This is a genomic window from Salinisphaera sp. G21_0 (assembly GCF_017744115.1).
In the GTDB taxonomy this organism is placed as follows: Bacteria; Pseudomonadota; Gammaproteobacteria; order Pseudomonadales; family Endozoicomonadaceae; genus Endozoicomonas.
Genome location: NZ_JAGHQW010000023.1, coordinates 41,377 through 56,428, shown reverse-complemented (window position 1 = coordinate 56,428; position 15,052 = coordinate 41,377). Strand labels below are relative to the sequence as shown.

Annotated in this window: 17 protein-coding genes and 2 tRNA genes; 9 read left to right on the top strand and 10 right to left on the bottom strand. The window is 47.7% G+C overall.

The features are described from left to right. Window positions 1-145 precede the first annotated feature (145 nt). The 3 genes from J7439_RS12385 to J7439_RS12375 form a co-directional block, all read right to left on the bottom strand. A complete protein-coding gene (locus J7439_RS12385) occupies window positions 146-430 on the bottom strand; it encodes a glycosyl hydrolase family 18 protein (RefSeq protein WP_209202106.1) in 285 nt (94 codons plus the stop codon). Between the two features lie 7 nt (window positions 431-437). Then, entirely contained in the window at window positions 438-716 is a 279-nt protein-coding gene (locus tag J7439_RS12380) for a hypothetical protein (protein WP_209202105.1), read from the bottom strand. A 197-nt stretch (window positions 717-913) separates the two neighbouring features. Next, window positions 914-1,441: a lipocalin family protein gene (locus tag J7439_RS12375; protein ID WP_209202104.1), complete on the bottom strand. Its 528-nt coding sequence runs from the start codon at window positions 1,439-1,441 to the stop codon at window positions 914-916. A 218-nt stretch (window positions 1,442-1,659) separates the two neighbouring features. On the opposite strand from J7439_RS12375, the gene J7439_RS12370 reads away from it, so the two are divergent. Next, window positions 1,660-2,970, top strand: coding sequence for a DASH family cryptochrome (locus J7439_RS12370; protein ID WP_209202103.1), 1,311 nt, complete (start codon window positions 1,660-1,662; stop codon window positions 2,968-2,970). Here J7439_RS12370 and J7439_RS12365 read toward each other — a convergent pair whose 3' ends face one another. Beyond that, window positions 2,971-3,795, bottom strand: coding sequence for a 23S rRNA (adenine(2030)-N(6))-methyltransferase RlmJ (locus tag J7439_RS12365; RefSeq protein ID WP_209202102.1), 825 nt, complete (start codon window positions 3,793-3,795; stop codon window positions 2,971-2,973). It lies immediately after the preceding gene. Window positions 3,796-4,009: 214 nt separating this feature from the next. Here J7439_RS12365 and J7439_RS12360 point away from each other — a divergent pair, with 214 nt between their 5' ends. The 3 genes from J7439_RS12360 (at window position 4,010) to J7439_RS12350 (ending at window position 6,245) form a co-directional block, all read left to right on the top strand. Then, complete coding sequence (locus tag J7439_RS12360) at window positions 4,010-4,252, top strand: hypothetical protein (protein WP_209202101.1); 243 nt, start codon at window positions 4,010-4,012, stop codon at window positions 4,250-4,252. Window positions 4,253-4,510: 258 nt separating this feature from the next. Continuing rightward, window positions 4,511-4,696 (top strand): DUF2256 domain-containing protein, encoded by a 186-nt coding sequence (locus J7439_RS27110; protein WP_209202100.1) that lies wholly within the window; start codon window positions 4,511-4,513, stop codon window positions 4,694-4,696. After that, on the top strand, window positions 4,683-6,245 hold the full coding sequence (locus tag J7439_RS12350; RefSeq protein WP_209202099.1) for a cryptochrome/photolyase family protein: 1,563 nt from the start codon (window positions 4,683-4,685) through the stop codon (window positions 6,243-6,245). The genes J7439_RS27110 and J7439_RS12350 overlap by 14 nt, the downstream gene beginning before the upstream one ends. 112 nt (window positions 6,246-6,357) lie before the next feature. Here J7439_RS12350 and J7439_RS12345 read toward each other — a convergent pair whose 3' ends face one another. The 4 genes from J7439_RS12345 to J7439_RS12330 form a co-directional block, all read right to left on the bottom strand. Then, a complete protein-coding gene (locus tag J7439_RS12345) occupies window positions 6,358-6,630 on the bottom strand; it encodes a hypothetical protein (RefSeq protein WP_209202098.1) in 273 nt (90 codons plus the stop codon). Window positions 6,631-6,741: 111 nt separating this feature from the next. Then, window positions 6,742-7,080 carry a high-potential iron-sulfur protein gene (locus J7439_RS12340; protein ID WP_209202097.1) on the bottom strand — a complete coding sequence of 113 codons (339 nt, stop codon included), beginning with the start codon at window positions 7,078-7,080 and terminating at the stop codon, window positions 6,742-6,744. Window positions 7,081-7,231: 151 nt separating this feature from the next. After that, window positions 7,232-7,492: a EutN/CcmL family microcompartment protein gene (locus J7439_RS12335; RefSeq protein ID WP_209202096.1), complete on the bottom strand. Its 261-nt coding sequence runs from the start codon at window positions 7,490-7,492 to the stop codon at window positions 7,232-7,234. A 394-nt stretch (window positions 7,493-7,886) separates the two neighbouring features. Next, window positions 7,887-9,038, bottom strand: coding sequence for a serpin family protein (locus J7439_RS12330; RefSeq protein ID WP_209202095.1), 1,152 nt, complete (start codon window positions 9,036-9,038; stop codon window positions 7,887-7,889). Between the two features lie 255 nt (window positions 9,039-9,293). Between J7439_RS12330 and J7439_RS12325 the strand changes: the two genes are divergently transcribed. The 5 genes from J7439_RS12325 to J7439_RS12305 all read left to right on the top strand — a co-directional run bounded on the left by J7439_RS12325 (window position 9,294) and on the right by J7439_RS12305 (window position 12,832). After that, entirely contained in the window at window positions 9,294-10,262 is a 969-nt protein-coding gene (locus J7439_RS12325) for an MBL fold metallo-hydrolase (protein WP_209202094.1), read from the top strand. 161 nt (window positions 10,263-10,423) lie between these two features. Then, window positions 10,424-10,499, top strand: a tRNA-Phe gene (locus J7439_RS12320). Between the two features lie 36 nt (window positions 10,500-10,535). Then, a tRNA-Phe gene (locus J7439_RS12315) sits at window positions 10,536-10,611 on the top strand. A 348-nt stretch (window positions 10,612-10,959) separates the two neighbouring features. Then, complete coding sequence (locus tag J7439_RS12310) at window positions 10,960-12,099, top strand: DNA cytosine methyltransferase (RefSeq protein ID WP_209202093.1); 1,140 nt, start codon at window positions 10,960-10,962, stop codon at window positions 12,097-12,099. A 55-nt stretch (window positions 12,100-12,154) separates the two neighbouring features. Then, window positions 12,155-12,832, top strand: coding sequence for a GIY-YIG nuclease family protein (locus J7439_RS12305; RefSeq protein ID WP_209202092.1), 678 nt, complete (start codon window positions 12,155-12,157; stop codon window positions 12,830-12,832). 310 nt (window positions 12,833-13,142) lie between these two features. Here the strand turns inward: J7439_RS12305 and J7439_RS12300 are convergent, their stop codons facing one another. Then, window positions 13,143-13,415: an oxidative damage protection protein gene (locus J7439_RS12300; RefSeq protein WP_101746174.1), complete on the bottom strand. Its 273-nt coding sequence runs from the start codon at window positions 13,413-13,415 to the stop codon at window positions 13,143-13,145. Between the two features lie 76 nt (window positions 13,416-13,491). Next, window positions 13,492-14,970, bottom strand: a complete 1,479-nt coding sequence (locus J7439_RS12295; RefSeq protein WP_209202091.1) for a protein adenylyltransferase SelO — start codon at window positions 14,968-14,970, stop codon at window positions 13,492-13,494. Window positions 14,971-15,052: the final 82 nt, after the last annotated feature.

The window sequence follows — 15,052 nt, the reverse complement described above, 5'->3', positions numbered from 1 at the left end:
CCTTACACATTTTATTTGCCAGCAGTTTTTATAGGCTTTTGATTCATAAGACAAGAGCAACATAAGGATCCGATCACAAATTATTGAAAAAGGTCAGGGTAGACTTCGATGAAAAAGCAATGGCACCAGCATAAGCCAGTGCCAACTACTTACAGATTAAATTGTTATCAAGCACATATTGCCCCTTGGCCTGAATCGATGAAGGATCATCGTAGGTGATCAGCTCATCGGTTGACTCCTTCCACAGGTAAGGTGCCTCGGCCTGCTGATCATAGCCATAGACAAAGCCTTGGGCTTCACCATGATTCTCATAAATATCACGATAATCCAGCACGCCCTTTTCCCAGGTGCCGTTGATACCACCGGTAGCAGTACCACTGAACGGATTACCAGCCTCCTTCAGGTTACTGACGCCTCTTAGGGTAGACATTAAGCGCCTACTCCTCTCTTCGGCAAGTTAAAGATGGAACCACGAAGGACACGAAGAGCACGAAGGAAAAGAATGGCTCTTCTTTGTGCTCTTCGTGTCCTTCGTGGTTCCATCCGAAACCCCAATGAAAATGGAGGGATAAGCTTAATGTCCAACCTAAGACTGACGCCTGCCCAGCCACGGCCGTAAAGCGCAACACCCAGAACAATTTTGTCGTGATCAATACCTGACCGTACTCCTGAATACCGTTGTGGCTGAAGTAGCGGTTTTCACCCATATCGTTCATGGATGACTCAAATCTCATACTTCAGCTGCAAGATGGAACCGGTTTCTGTAACCTGTTCCATAATTTAAATGAATTTGTGACTTGAGTTATAAGCTAAACGACAATGATATAAACACGATCAGCAATACTGAATCGTGCAGATAATGGACAAGGTGAGAGCGTTGATGGCAGGGATATACACAATTCCCCAACAGGTGCTAATTGAGAGGATTACTCTGATCCACAAAGATCAATTGCTCAGTAGCAAACCCAAGTGCTTTGGCTTTGTTGATAAAGTCCGATTTAACCTGATCACTGACGGTAGGCGTTCTGGCCAGCAGCCAGAGATAATCTTTGCCATTTCCTGAGATAAAGGCGTATTCATAGCCTTTCTGATCAAGCTCGAAAATAATGTAGGAGCCGTAGAAGGGGCCAAAAAAAGAGACTTTCAGATATCCCTCGTCAGGTTCTCTGACAAATTTTGCCTTGCCTTCGGCCTGCTTACGTTCACCTGCCTCAGCAGAGTAACCTGAGTTGATGACCCGAATACTGCCATCAGGGTTGCTTGAGTATTCTGCGGTGATATGGGAAAGGCCTCGCTCAAATCGATGATCCAGCCTGGCTATCTCATACCATTTTCCAACATAGCGGTTAACCTCAAATGGCTTTACCGGTGTAACGCCTTCGGGTATTCCTGTACAGCCCGTCAGCAGTGCTATCAGTGACAGAATTTTAATGGCTTTCAATGCGTTTTACCCTTATTTCAATACATCCAGCATATTATAAAGTTCTTCACTTTACCTGAGAGGACATAATACCAAAACAGATTTGATGTCTTTAATAGTACGACAATAAATTTTATAAATTACATCGAGTTATCGGAAGTTGAGCACGGTTTGCCGTGGTTTGGGAAAATTAACGTACAAATAGGTATTAGTGCTAAAAGGTTTGGAGGGTATCGCTCTTGCAGGGAATAACGCTGTTTCTGTTTACCAACGATTTGAGGCTGAGTGATAACCGGGCCTTGCTGCAGGCTGCTGCCAGTTGTAAACACCTGGTGTGTGTCTATTGTGTTGACCCTGCCTGGTTTAAGCCAGGCCGTTACCAGTCAAGGGTGATGGGCGAGCATCGCTGGCGTTTCCTGCGGGAGGGTATTCAACAGCTTGAATCACAGCTTGAACAGCGACGGCAAAAACTGCTGGTGCGTTTGCAAAGTCCGTATCAAGCGATCGAGCAAATGCTGAAAGCCCATAAAATTGATGCGGTCTATCGCAGCCGTAATATGGGTTATCAGGAGAGTGCCTATTGGCAAAGTCTCAAGCAGAACTTCCCGGCAGTCACCTTCAATGAAGTTGAAACATTTACGCTCTTCCACCAGAACGATCTGCCATTTGCCCCGGACGAGCTGCCGGAAACATTTACTCAGTTCCGAAAGCTTGTCGAACATCTACCCATTACCGAAGCCGCAACCGCACCGGATATCATGCCAGGGCCCATGCCCGGTTTGAATTACTATTCTGACAGGTTACCGGCAAAGGCCAAAACCAATAGCCCGTTTACCGGTGGTGAAACGGCAGGGGCAGAGCATCTGAAGCACTATTTCTCAGCGCTGCAGCCAACCACCTATAAAGAGACGCGAAACGCCTTGCAGGGTTGGGAGACCTCAACCAAATTTTCACCCTGGCTGGCCCACGGCTGTCTCTCCGCCCGGCAGATTTTCCAGGCACTCAGGCATTATGAGTCATTGATTATGGCCAATGAATCCACCTACTGGATTCAATTTGAATTGCTGTGGCGTGAATATTTCCAATGGTACGCCCTGAAGCATGGTGCTCGGCTGTTTTCATCCAGAGGCATCCGGGATAAGTGCCGGTTGTCCTGCTTTTATCCGGAACGGTTTCAGAAATGGTGCGCCGGTAATACACCCTGGCCCATTGTGAACGCCTGCATGAAAGAGCTGCAGGCCACCGGTTACCTGTCCAACCGTGGGCGGCAGATAGTGGCCAGCTGCTTTATTCATGAACTGGGGATGGACTGGCGTTACGGAGCCGCCTGGTTTGAGCAGCAGCTGGTGGATTATGACGTGGGCAGCAACTGGGGCAACTGGCAGTATCTGGCGGGCGTGGGTGCTGACCCGAGAGGGAGTCGCCATTTTAATCTGGATAAACAGGCTCAGCAGTTCGATCCTGATGGCCGCTATATCAACCGTTGGGGAGGGCATAAAACCTACCCTCTCGACAGTGTCGATGCGGCTGACTGGCCTATCATGCCTTAATCATTCAGCGGCCAATAGTTGATGCCGCCAGCGGGCCTTATGATCTTTCGCCAGGTGGGCAGATACCTGTGGCATGATTCGGATGAAGTCATCCGCCAGGGTCCAGGGGGGATTCACAACCACCATGCCTGAAGCGGTCATACCGGGCTCGCCAGGGTCGGCAACGCCCATTTCAAACAGGTGGGTATTGCGCATCCTGCTTTTGGCAAAGCCCTTTTCCATCTGTCGAATCTGCTGCTTGTCCACCAAGGGATACCACAGCAACAGCATGGCCTGAGGCATTTTCATGTAAGCGGCTTCCATCACCTTAACCACTGTCTGATAGTCCGACTTGATCTCATAAGAGGGGTCAATCAATACCAATGCACGACGACTGGCTGTGGGCAGGAGGGCTGGCAGGCCCTTAAAACCGTCTTCCTGGCGAACATGACAAAGACGACGATGTTCACAATTCTGACGTAATTCAGCAATGGTTTTAGGATGCATTTCATACAGCCAGGCTTTGTCACCGGGCCGCAACAGCCGCTTTACCAGCAATGGTGAGCCCGGGTAACGTTTGGCACGGATATCGTCGGCAATCTGGCCGTGGTAGTCATCCAGACCTTTCAGCTTTTGCCAGTCCAGCTTCAGGACACCTTCATCGCTTTCCGCTGTCTTGCGGGCCATGGCTGAGTCCAGTCGGTAGAGACCGGCACCGGCATGGGTGTCGATATAATCAAAAGGCGTGTCTTTTTTCTGCATGTGCCGCACGCAGGCCAGCAACAGCCAGTGTTTGAGTACATCGGCATGATTACCCGCGTGGTAGTGGTGTTGATAGCTCAGCATGGGATCTGAAAGCCCTGAGTCAGGTGGAAGTCGTGCCTTTTGAAAGGGGGGGAATCTAACAGGTTTCTGGGATAACCGGCATACGGCGATATATCCATTGGGATAGCAGTTTTCGCTATGTAAGTGGTTGAAATAGAAGCGGTTAAATGAAGAGGTTAGTTTTAGTTAGCGAATCTGACCAGCTTGTTAATGAAAAATTCAAACGAGGAAGATCATGGCTATGCATTATGAGCTACCCATTGATCATCAGAGAGTATCAGCAGGGCAGGTGTTGCAATCCATCAAAACACTGAGACGACTATTTCAGAACTCACGCCTGCATTTCTTCTTACTGGCACATTGCTATATCACGGGGCAGTCTATGGATGGTAGAGAAATCCATAAGGATCAGGTTCAGGAGTACCTTCAGCGTTTTCCTGCCGGTAGCAGGCTGCGCCTTGCTGGAGTTCTGGTTTGAACAGTGTGGCTCCGAAGACAATATAATAGATGAGTTGCTGTTTAAATGGGAAAATCCTGTTATTCCGGGAAGGGGCAGTGATCATTGGTACTACGGATAGAGTGCCCCTGCCAGTGAACATGATGTTTCTGTGGCATAACGTACAGAATGCCGTGACTTTTTCTGAATACCCGTTTTTGAGTTGCCTTGAATACTCTACATGCACAGTAGCGATGAGGTTGTTCTGAGCCGAACCTGTCAATTTAACGTAAAGTAGGCATGAAGCACTTTCAAAGCGTAAGAATTGCTGACAACAAGGTTGATCGAACCGCACAAAAGCAATGCCCCGTCTGCCATCGTCCTTTTTCCTGGCGAAAAAAGTGGGAACGCTGCTGGGAGGAGGTCCGCTACTGTTCAAGGCGCTGCCGATCTCAACGAAACCGGGTGATGGATGAAAAACAATAAACACTATTCTACCCTCAGGCTGATTCTTGGAGACCAGCTCAACGCCCACCATAGCTGGTTCACCAGGCAGGACGATGACTGTCTTTATGTGATTGCCGAACTGCTTCAGGAAACCGGTTATGTTAAGCACCATGTACAAAAAATCTGTGGTTTTTTTCTCGCCATGGAACAATTTGCCATGGCATTGCAGGAAGCGGGGCATCAGGTTCTGCATTTGACGCTGGATGAAACCAAAGACTTTGCCGACTTGCCATCATTGATTCTTCACTTGTGCCAGCAATATGCAGTGACCCGTTTTGAATACCAGCGGCCCGATGAATATCGTTTGCTGACACAGTTAAGAGATTTTGAACCCGATAAAACCCTTTTTAAAAAAGAGTGGGATACCGAACATTTTCTGGTTCCGTTTGAGGCGCTTGGCAAACGGTTCAAGCCCGGTAAGCCCGGCAGGATGGAAACGTTCTACCGAAAGATGCGCCAGCAGCATGACGTCCTGATGTGTGATGGCCAGCCGGAGGGCGGACAATGGAATTACGATGCGGATAATCGCTGTAAGCTCAAAGCTGCTGATCTTGATGCGATTCCAGAACCGTTAGTGTTTGCCAGTTCAACCGCGTCAGTACTGGAGCGGCTGAAACGCCATAAGTTACAGAGCTTTGGTGATATTGGCACTCATCTGCTCTGGCCGATTACACGTCAGCAGTCATTAACATTACTCAATTATTTCTGCACCCATTGCCTGCCACATTTTGGTCAGTTCCAGGATGCCATGACCGCGAACAGTGACCATCAGTGGAGTCTTTACCATTCCCGGCTCTCCTTTGCCCTGAATACCAAAATGCTCCATCCGAAACAGGTGATCGATAAGGCGATCAGCACCTGGCGTGACAACCCTGAAGCGATTTCACTGGCGCAAATAGAAGGCTTTGTCCGTCAGATCCTGGGGTGGCGTGAATATATTCGGGGTGTTTACTGGAGCAATATGCCGGACTACGAGTCCATGAACTACCTGAAAGCGACAAGCGATCTGCCTGATTGGTTCTGGACCGGTCAGACACAGATGAACTGTATGCGCCATGCCATTACTCAGTCATTGCAGTATGCCTATGCGCATCATATTCAGCGGTTGATGATTACCGGTAACTTCTGCCTGTTGGCGGGTATTGATCCTGACCAGGTCGATCAGTGGTATTTGGGTATTTATATCGATGCAATTCAGTGGGTAGAGCTGCCCAATACCCGGGGCATGTCACAGTATGCCGACGGAGGCATGGTGGCATCGAAACCCTATGCAGGCAGTGGCAATTATGTGCAGAAAATGAGTGACTATTGTCCGGGCTGTGTTTACCAGGTGAAGGAAAAAGAGACCGAAAGCGCCTGCCCCTTAAACAGTCTTTACTGGTATTTTATGGAGAAACACCGAGAGATGTTGCAGAACAATCCACGGACCGCCCTGGTTTATAAAGGGTGGGACAAAAAGGGTTCAGCGGACAGGAATGCCATCCTGAAGCGGGCTCAGTGGTGTATTAATCATTTGAACGCGCTGTAAACATTTGATAACCCGATAAAGTCACCGCTAAGGGAGACTCATCGGTAGGGCATTGTTGAGCAATGGAGTGAAGGACCCAAAAGTGTAGGAACGAGATCATGGTTACTAAAGATCATGGCTTGAGATGGTTCACAATAATAGCGAGTGTCTCTTCAACTTTGTCAAAACGGTTATCAATCTTATCGAGTCGATTTTCAATCCTGTTGAAGCGTTCACGGTTCTCCTGTTGGTGGGCATCCACCTTTTTGTTGAGTGTTTCAATCGCTATTTCGTGCCGCACACTGTGCAGGAACAGTTTTTTAATATCATTCTGTGAGTTTTTAACGCTGATCTCTATTTGATGAATGGCATTCCAGAGCGCATCCCTGTCTTTATCATGGTTCATAAGGACCACTTCTGATTATTTTTGATGCGTTGAGAATAGCAGATGATTGCCTCGTTCCCGGGGTTTTTTTTTGAGGGAACGAGGGTATTCGTGATGTTCTTTACTAATCCATCAGGCAGGTTTTGGCACCCAGGCCTTGCACCATCCTTCCGGCTCTACGGAGTTTGCCGGAAAAAGCCTGCAACCCTGGTTATCCGGGGTATAGAGAGCGCAATTCTCACACTTTCGTCCTTCCTGGTAGCCATCTATGGATTTAGCATCTGCCTGTGTCTTCTTATAGGAGAGACCTATTGCGGTAGGGTTGGACTCATCCAGTGGGGGGAGCGCATCAGCCCGTGCCTGGCGGCTGGGAATATTTAGAAGGGGAATAAGCGCGGATGCTGCGGCCAGTTGTAAAAACCGACGCCGGGTGGGGCCACGCTTTTCAGAATCGAATGATTTTTCAGACATGGGAGTACCTCATCGTACTTTTATGTTTTTTAAACCTGATAGTATCAAGGTTTAAAACTTTTCTATTTCTACGAGTAGGTATATCTCACGGATCATGGGGGAAATCAATCAGAAACGAAGTCGTGCAGGTTTTGTCGGGTAATCAGGAGGCTCACTGGCTCACCTCCATATTGCCAACAGTCGCTGCGTCAACCGGGCCTTCGCAAGGGTGTATGGCTTTTCGGGCAGCACCACCTCTGGCGACCAGGACGAGGTCACCTATGCCGGCACCAACGGTATCAACGGCCACCAGTGACTGGCCGATTTCCTGCTCGCAGGGATTGATCAGCTCAACGATCATTAATTTGAAGCCACTGAGACCATCCTTCTTGCGGGTGGCCCAGATGTTGCCAGTTACCTTGCCAATCAGCACTTGCCATACTCCCGGAAATGGTTGGGCTCGAAATTTCAACGGGGAACATTAATACAGGGGTTGGAAAGTCCAATTGACGAAAGTCAGTTTTCCAGGCATCAGAAAATTAACCTGGATCAATATTTGGGCAGTTTTTGAGGGTGCGTGTGGGGGGCATACCTTATCTGTGATGAATGGTCGTTCTTAGGGTGGACATTAAGTTAAACCTGGATTTTCAATGGGTGTCGGATGGAACCACGAAGGACACGAAGAGCACAAAGGAAAAGAAAATCTCTTCATTGTGTCCTTCGTGGTTCCATCTTTAACTTCCCAAAGGGGAGAGTAAGCGCTTTGCTGATTATCTTAGTTCTTACTGCCAGTTGGGAACGCGGCAGCAAGAAGTAAAAAAGGTTAATTAGCTCTTTCCGGGATGATTAATCTGGGCCATGCCAATAACCCTTGGGTCGTTGGGATTTTTATGGTTAATTATTGCCAGGTAGAATGAATGGTCAAATTTAAAGCGAAGAAGTTTTTCAGGAGGTATATGTAAATCGTATGAGAGTATAGATGACGCAGCAGCTACCGTCGCTCCATTTTCATCAACGTCCAATGCTGCTATATGTTTACCCTTGGCTTCAGCCTCTTCACATATTTTTGTAAATTGATAATTGAACTTGAACTTGGGCAGCGTTAGCACCGCGTGTTTACTTCCGGATTTGCCCAGGATAGTGGTGAGTCCACTTGACAAAACCTGGTTGAGATCTTCACTACCGGGATTCGTTTCCCCTTCTGGCGGTAAAACAAACACCGCTTTCATGCCCGATTCCATAACAGGAACAGCGACAAAGTCATAATCTTTATTTTTTATGTGCTTAATGGGTTGTACACTTCCACTTTCCATCCACTGTATTTCTGAGTGGGCTGCATTTTCCCATGTCATTTCTGAACTCTCTTTTTCGTTCATCACTCTAAAAGGAAACCGCCATGAAACCTGTTGCAATAACCAGGTGACCAGTTGAAACGCCATGTCTGGATTATCCAGGTCTTTTGCTTTCAGAAAATCAGTAATCAGGCCCTGGGTGTCTTTTGTTATTTGCTCATTGAGCTCTGCCGTGGCCTGTTCAGGTCCCTTGTGAAATAAAGCTTCACTGGTTGTATGAGGAATCTGGGATTGTCTCAGAATTCCATCAATCTTTGGTCTTTTTGAAATGACATGTATGCCTTCTTTGGTGCTTTTGATCAATGGTCGAGCTTGATGAGGCTCACCAGTATCCCCTGAAGAGTAAGCCATATTCTTTAAATTAATAGTCATCGCCTCTGATGTTGTGACCAGAGCAGGTGAGGTGACAATGTTAATTGATCGTTCGAGTAATGTTAATTCTCTAACAAATTCCTGTACGTCATCGCCAAGACCCTTCAAATAGGGTTGGACATTTTGTGCTAATGATGTACCAGAATCTGAGGAATCAGCCGACTGTGTTGAGGATTGAGGGAAGAGTAAATCACTGTTGTCACTGATCGTATTTGGTGAAAATCTGGAATAGTCACTAGAGGGTAAATTATTCATGTATATTCAAACCTCCAATCGTAATATTTAATATCTGATCCTGCGCATTATTCGCATTCAAAATGGCAAGTTCTGACCGGTTAAATGATAGGAGGTATTTTTATTATGTAAATTATTGTTTGAATAATTAAGTGTCATTGTTATTACTGCAATATAGATTGTTGTTGTTGATTTTATTTGGCTATAGTGATCTCCAAATGATTTACTTACTATTCTTTCAGGAAAAGTCATTTCTGAAATCGAAGGCTTAACAGGATGACCATAAAAGCGTTTGCATCATCAGCAGATCTGGAGCCCAAAAAAGAGACGCTTGAAGTTCTGGCAGATGGTGTTTATGCCTTTACCGCTGAGGGGGATCCTAATGTCGGGGCCATTGAGGCAGAAGACTTCCTTATTGCTTTTGAGGCTCGGGCAACACCAAGGGCAGCGTCTGACTGGTTACGGGAACTCAGAAGGCATACAACGAAGCCTGTTAAGTATCTGGTTTTGTCTCACTACCATGCAGTGCGCGTACTCGGTGCAGCCGCCTTCTCAGCCGAATCGATTATTGCCCATGAGAACACCCGGTTCCTGATTGAAGAGCGTGGTATGGAGGACTGGGACAGTGAGTTTCGTCGAATGCCCAGACTATTCCGGGCACCCGAAGGAATCCGGGGGCTGACCCATCCTGATATTGTGTTTAATGATCGATTGGAAATCCCGCTGGGTGGGCTTCGGGGAAGCCTGGTGCTTGAATACTGTGGACGGGGTCATACCGCCGGGGATATCTGTGCCTGGCTGCCCCGGCATAACATTCTGTTTGCCGGAGATCTTGTTGAGGCCCGGGCTGCACTTTATACCGGTGATGCTTTCCATGTTGACTGGTCCACCACCACGTTGGACAAGGTAAAGGCTTACGGTGCTGAGACGTTGGTTGGTGGCCGGGGTGCAGTTGTGCATGGTCGTGATCATGTTGATGCCGCTATCGAACAAAGCCGCACTTTCCTCAAGACTCTGATTGATCAGGTAGGGGCCGTTTATAAAAACAGGGGAACGTTAACCGAAGCCTTTGCCGCATCCCATAAAAGCCTGGCCCCCCGGTACGGTAACTGGCCCATTTTTGAGCACTGTTTGCCATTTGATGTTCAGCGCCTCTGGGATGAGTTGGATGGTATTGACTGGCCGAGAATCTGGACTGCCGAGCGGGACCAGGAAGTTTGGGATCAACTGCATGGCGGATATTGAAGCTGGTATAAATAGAGAAATGTACAAGGTTAATAAACGACGGGTTGATGATCCCCGGCTTGCATACTCACCGACTGGCCATAAAAATTTATATATGACTTGACTCTCCAGGGTGAAATCCGTTTAATACGCCTCGCACATCGTTTCGTTGTTTGAACAGCGCCTGGGTAGCTCAGTTGGTAGAGCAGCGGATTGAAAATCCGCGTGTCGGTGGTTCGATTCCGCCCCTAGGCACCATGCTTAAATGATAAATGATATATGTGCCAAAATTTAGCCTGGGTAGCTCAGTTGGTAGAGCAGCGGATTGAAAATCCGCGTGTCGGTGGTTCGATTCCGCCCCTAGGCACCATTATATAAAGGCCCTGAAGCATTTTTGTTTCGGGGCTTTTTTTGTTGAAAAGTCGTATTATACGACGGAGTGTTTTTAGATGTGTGTCCTGCTCACAGTCTCTTCTTTGGGGCTATACCATCCCCCTTACCCTTTCCTGCGTTACGATGTATTTGATGGTCTTGCAGTGACAGGCGTTAGGGATGTAATAGAAGTTTATACGGTCCTGGAGTACTTCTCCGACATTCTTCTTCCACTTAGCCAGCACATATCGGATAGAATCTATTCAAAAAAGGGTGCAAACTCTAAGAGTCCGAGAATAGACTGCCTTAACGAGAGCCACGTTGTCCAAAACTTGATATTACCAAGATGCTGAACCAAGTCCTTACTGCAGAAATCGGAGATGAATCCCACCGGTCAGCCACTGATCCGGATGTCTCTGCCATATCCAAAAAACCAGCCAGTGCTGATTTTTTTGCGGGAAGTGGACTTGCCACTGAAGGGCTAAAAGATTTCTTTGACTCTGTATGGGCCAACGATATTTGCGCCAAAAAGAAGGCTGTTTTTGCAGCAAACCACTCGCCTGAAATCTTTACTCTTGACTCAATCGAAAACATCAAGGGTGACAAACTTCCCCGACACTCCTTGTCTTGGGCAAGCTTCCCTTGCCAAGACCTTTCCCTTGCTGGAAATATGGGTGGAATAACCAGTTCTCGCAGCGGAATGGTTTGGCAGTGGCTACGCATTCTCGATGAGATGAGAGAAGCTCCAGCCGTATTAGTTGCTGAGAATGTCAGAGGCCTGGTATCAGGTAAGAATGGTGAAAACTACCTCGCTCTTCATAATGCTTTACTTGAAAGGCAGTACAATGTTGGAGCTGTCCTAATAGATGCTGTGCATTGGGTACCTCAGTCTCGCCCGCGGATATTTGTCATTGCCGTGAGAAAGAGTACTGATATATCCGGTTTTACTACTGACTCACCAACATGGGCTCACCCCAAAGCTATTCAGGCCATTGCTTCCAAAGCAACTGATTGGACATGGTGGAACATTCCCGCTCCATCTACACCAATGCACCCACTAGAGAAAATCATTGAGCTGGATGCGCCCTTCGACTCTGAGGAAACCGTCAATCACCACCTCAGCCTTATTCCCAAAAGCCATTTTGATAAGCTTGAAGCCGCTGTAAAAAAAGGTCAGAGAGTCTTCCCGGGATATAAGCGAATCAGGAATGGTCAGCAGGTGTTAGAGGTCAGAACGGACGGCCTTGCAGGCTGCCTGCGAACCCCAACTGGAGGTAGCAGCAGGCAGCAACTCGTTATATATCGTAATGGTAAGTTTGGAACTCGCCTTCTGACTGTGAAAGAAGCTGCTCAACTAATGGGTGCCCCCAAATACCAGATACCAGGTACTTATAATCAAGGATATAAGGCCATGGGTGATGCCGTTGTGGTTCCTGTTGTACGACATCTTGCAGAGCATTTGCTCTACCCCCTCATAAAAAAATAGAGCTGAACTCTTTCTGTCGATAATGTTTAATAGCCTTCAGAAGGGTGGAGGCTATATGATTGACTACGGTATAACCGCTTGTGCATTTGAAACAGAAGAGCTGAGAAAACAGTTGTCTGCTTTTTTCGACTCAAAATTTTTAGGGCAAAAGGTTGGCAACTACAAGTTCGGTGTATATGCATTCTACGACTATGAGCGGGAACCCATTTATATTGGGCAGACCAAAGAAAGTCTGCGCACTCGAATTCGCAGACATCTGACAAACAGGCGGACTGATGCAGTTGCCATGTCAGTTCTTGATCCAATGGAAGTCTACGAAATAGAAGTGTGGCCCCTTCCTCAATACACGACTCTATCCAAAGAAGAACGCAAAACAGCGAGCTTGCACTTAGATGCGCTTGAATATGCTGTATACAAAAAGAGCATTGACACATCCAGGTTTCACGCCGTTTTGAACGAGAAAAGTCCCCCGCAACCAAAGATCGAAATTGATATTCCACAATCATTTCGACAAGTCGTTATTTCTGATGAGGTCTTCAAATTGAGGAGCCATCCTGATTTTCGTATAGCCAGAAGGGCGGCAACTATCGCGAAGTTATCCCACATCATTAGTGAAAGAAAGGTAGCATACGGGCTGCGGAACACGTTGAATACTCAAGCCCTCAGGCTGCAATGGCTCACAGAAAAAAGGCTTTCGTCAGTATCGCCAGATTCTAATGAAAGTGATGATTGAAGCTCAGCAATTGCTAGCCCGGATATTTCATAAACGTGCTCCCGCTCTCGCTTGTCCTTTGCCGCTCTAAGGGAGTTTTGTTCAGTCGACCGTACTCCCCGGTACGGTGCTCCCTCACAAAATCCCTTAGAGCGACAAAGTCCTGCGCGAGATTCGGGGCAGTTTATGAAATATCCGGGCTAGACTTTCATCACCTTTAATGTATGCAGAATGCCTATCGTTACCTGAACAATAGACATGATCAAATATTTTCCCATCAGCTTTGAGGCGTGCCAGACCCTGAGGTTGGCTGAGAATAGCCAGCCGGAGGTTAGTTATCTTCCGGCACATAGCCTTCAGCGGCATCAATATCTTCGCCAGAGAAATATTTATCCATTTGTTCCATAAGGTACTGCCGGGCTTCAGGTGCCAACAGGTTAAGATGCTTTTCATTGATCAGGCGGGTCTGGTGAGCCTGCCATTCAGTCCAGGCTTCCTGGGAAACATGCTCAAAGATCCACTGACCCTTTGGACCGGGTAGCGGCGGAACCATGAGGCCTTCCGCTTCTTTTTTCAGTTTGACGCATTGAATCATTCTGGCCATTGTTATCTCACTGCTTCAGTTACTATGGATTGACGGTATCTTAACGGGAAAGCTACCTGATAAACATTCATTCCCTTCAGGAAGAGCAGCTGACTTCCAGTTTTTTGCCCCATTCAGGTGGTTGCTCTGCATAGTGCTCAAAATCAGGGTGCTCATCGTAGGGCGAAACCAGTACGTTCATCAGGTTTTCAATTTCCTGATAGTCCCCTTTCTCTGCCTTTTCGATCGCCTGTTGTGCCAGATAGTTTCTGAGAATGTATTTCGGGTTAACCTGTTTCATCCGTTTCTGGCGGTTCTGGTCATCCAGAGGGTTTCTCTTGAGCCTTTTCTTATAGCTATCCAGCCAGGGGGCAAGTGATGGGTGGTTAACTAACGCCTCCAGCTGGTTAACGGGTTGTTCTGAAGGAAAGCTGCTGAGAGTTCGGAAGAATAATGTGTAATCACAGTGACTGTCATGCAATAGCTGAAGGAGATCGCGAACCAGTTCTGCGTCTTCCTCCTCTTCTGCCAACAGCCCCAGTTTATCGAGCATCAGGCGGGTATAGGTTTGGGTGTAGATTTGTGGGTATTGATCCAGCGCTTTCTGGATTAACTCAATATCATCAAACAGGGGAACCAGTGCCTGGCCAAGCCTGCCACAGTTCCAGTAGCCAATGTCGGGTTGTTGGCTGAAGGCATAGCGACCGGAGTGGTCAGAGTGGTTGCAGATGTAGTGCCAGTTAAAATCGTCCATAAAACCATAGGGGCCATAATCAAACGTATCCCCGATAATGCTCATATTGTCCGTATTCATAACGCCGTGGGCAAAACCTGCAGCCTGCCACCGGGCAATTAAGGTTGCGGTACGATGAACGACTTCTGCATAAAATAGCTGATAGCCTTTGTCACTGCCCGCCACTGCTTTCATTCCTTCAAGATCATGAAAGTGGTGTTCAATGGTGTAATCAGCCAGCTCTTTTAAGGCTTCATACCGTTTGTTGTAAAAAAAATATTCAAAGTGGCCAAAGCGGATATGGCTTCTGGCCAGTCTGAGTAATGTTGAACCCGCTTCCCTGGTTTCCCGGTAAACCGGTGTATCACTGGTCACCACGCACAAAGCGCGGGTCGTCGGAATGCCCAGATGGTGGAGCGCTTCTGAGGCGAGATATTCCCGGATACAGGAGCGCAGAACGGCTCTGCCATCACCAAATCGGGAGTAAGGGGTTGGCCCGGCCCCTTTCAGATGCAGGTCCCACTTTTCTCCCCGGGTATTGACCAGCTCTCCCAATAACAACCCTCTGCCATCACCCAGCTGGGGATTATAGGCACCAAACTGATGGCCGGAATACACCATGGCCAGTGGTTCTGAACCGGGCCATGCACGGTTTCCGGAACCGATCAATGTCAGCTTTTCCCGGGTTTCCCGGGTGTCTTCAAGGTTCAGCTGCTGGCCGGCTGATGGGCTGTAGACCACGAGTCTCGGGTTCTCCAGGGGAGTTGGGTCCAGCCTTGTATAAAAGTATTCAGGCAAGCCTGAGTAGGTGTTGTTGAAGTGTCCGCCATCAAGGTTATTCATCCCTGTGGTGCTCCCGAATGATTCACAGTGGGTCAGTTTACTCTGTATCTGTGCACTACACATTCATTCATATAAATGGCCA

Bases quoted from the DNA above. Each gene is read 5' to 3' on its own strand.
- J7439_RS12385 (WP_209202106.1), bottom strand. From the start codon at position 430: ATGTCTACCCTAAGAGGCGTCAGTAACCTGAAGGAGGCTGGTAATCCG.
- J7439_RS12380 (WP_209202105.1), bottom strand. From the start codon at position 716: ATGAACGATATGGGTGAAAACCGCTACTTCAGCCACAACGGTATTCAG.
- J7439_RS12365 (WP_209202102.1), bottom strand. From the start codon at position 3,795: ATGCTGAGCTATCAACACCACTACCACGCGGGTAATCATGCCGATGTA.
- J7439_RS12360 (WP_209202101.1), top strand. From the start codon at position 4,010: ATGGCTATGCATTATGAGCTACCCATTGATCATCAGAGAGTATCAGCA.
- J7439_RS27110 (WP_209202100.1), top strand. From the start codon at position 4,511: ATGAAGCACTTTCAAAGCGTAAGAATTGCTGACAACAAGGTTGATCGA.
- J7439_RS12350 (WP_209202099.1), top strand. From the start codon at position 4,683: ATGAAAAACAATAAACACTATTCTACCCTCAGGCTGATTCTTGGAGAC.
- J7439_RS12345 (WP_209202098.1), bottom strand. From the start codon at position 6,630: ATGAACCATGATAAAGACAGGGATGCGCTCTGGAATGCCATTCATCAA.
- J7439_RS12340 (WP_209202097.1), bottom strand. From the start codon at position 7,080: ATGTCTGAAAAATCATTCGATTCTGAAAAGCGTGGCCCCACCCGGCGT.
- J7439_RS12330 (WP_209202095.1), bottom strand. From the start codon at position 9,038: ATGAATAATTTACCCTCTAGTGACTATTCCAGATTTTCACCAAATACG.
- J7439_RS12325 (WP_209202094.1), top strand. From the start codon at position 9,294: ATGACCATAAAAGCGTTTGCATCATCAGCAGATCTGGAGCCCAAAAAA.
- J7439_RS12310 (WP_209202093.1), top strand. From the start codon at position 10,960: ATGCTGAACCAAGTCCTTACTGCAGAAATCGGAGATGAATCCCACCGG.
- J7439_RS12305 (WP_209202092.1), top strand. From the start codon at position 12,155: ATGATTGACTACGGTATAACCGCTTGTGCATTTGAAACAGAAGAGCTG.
- J7439_RS12300 (WP_101746174.1), bottom strand. From the start codon at position 13,415: ATGGCCAGAATGATTCAATGCGTCAAACTGAAAAAAGAAGCGGAAGGC.
- J7439_RS12295 (WP_209202091.1), bottom strand. From the start codon at position 14,970: ATGAATAACCTTGATGGCGGACACTTCAACAACACCTACTCAGGCTTG.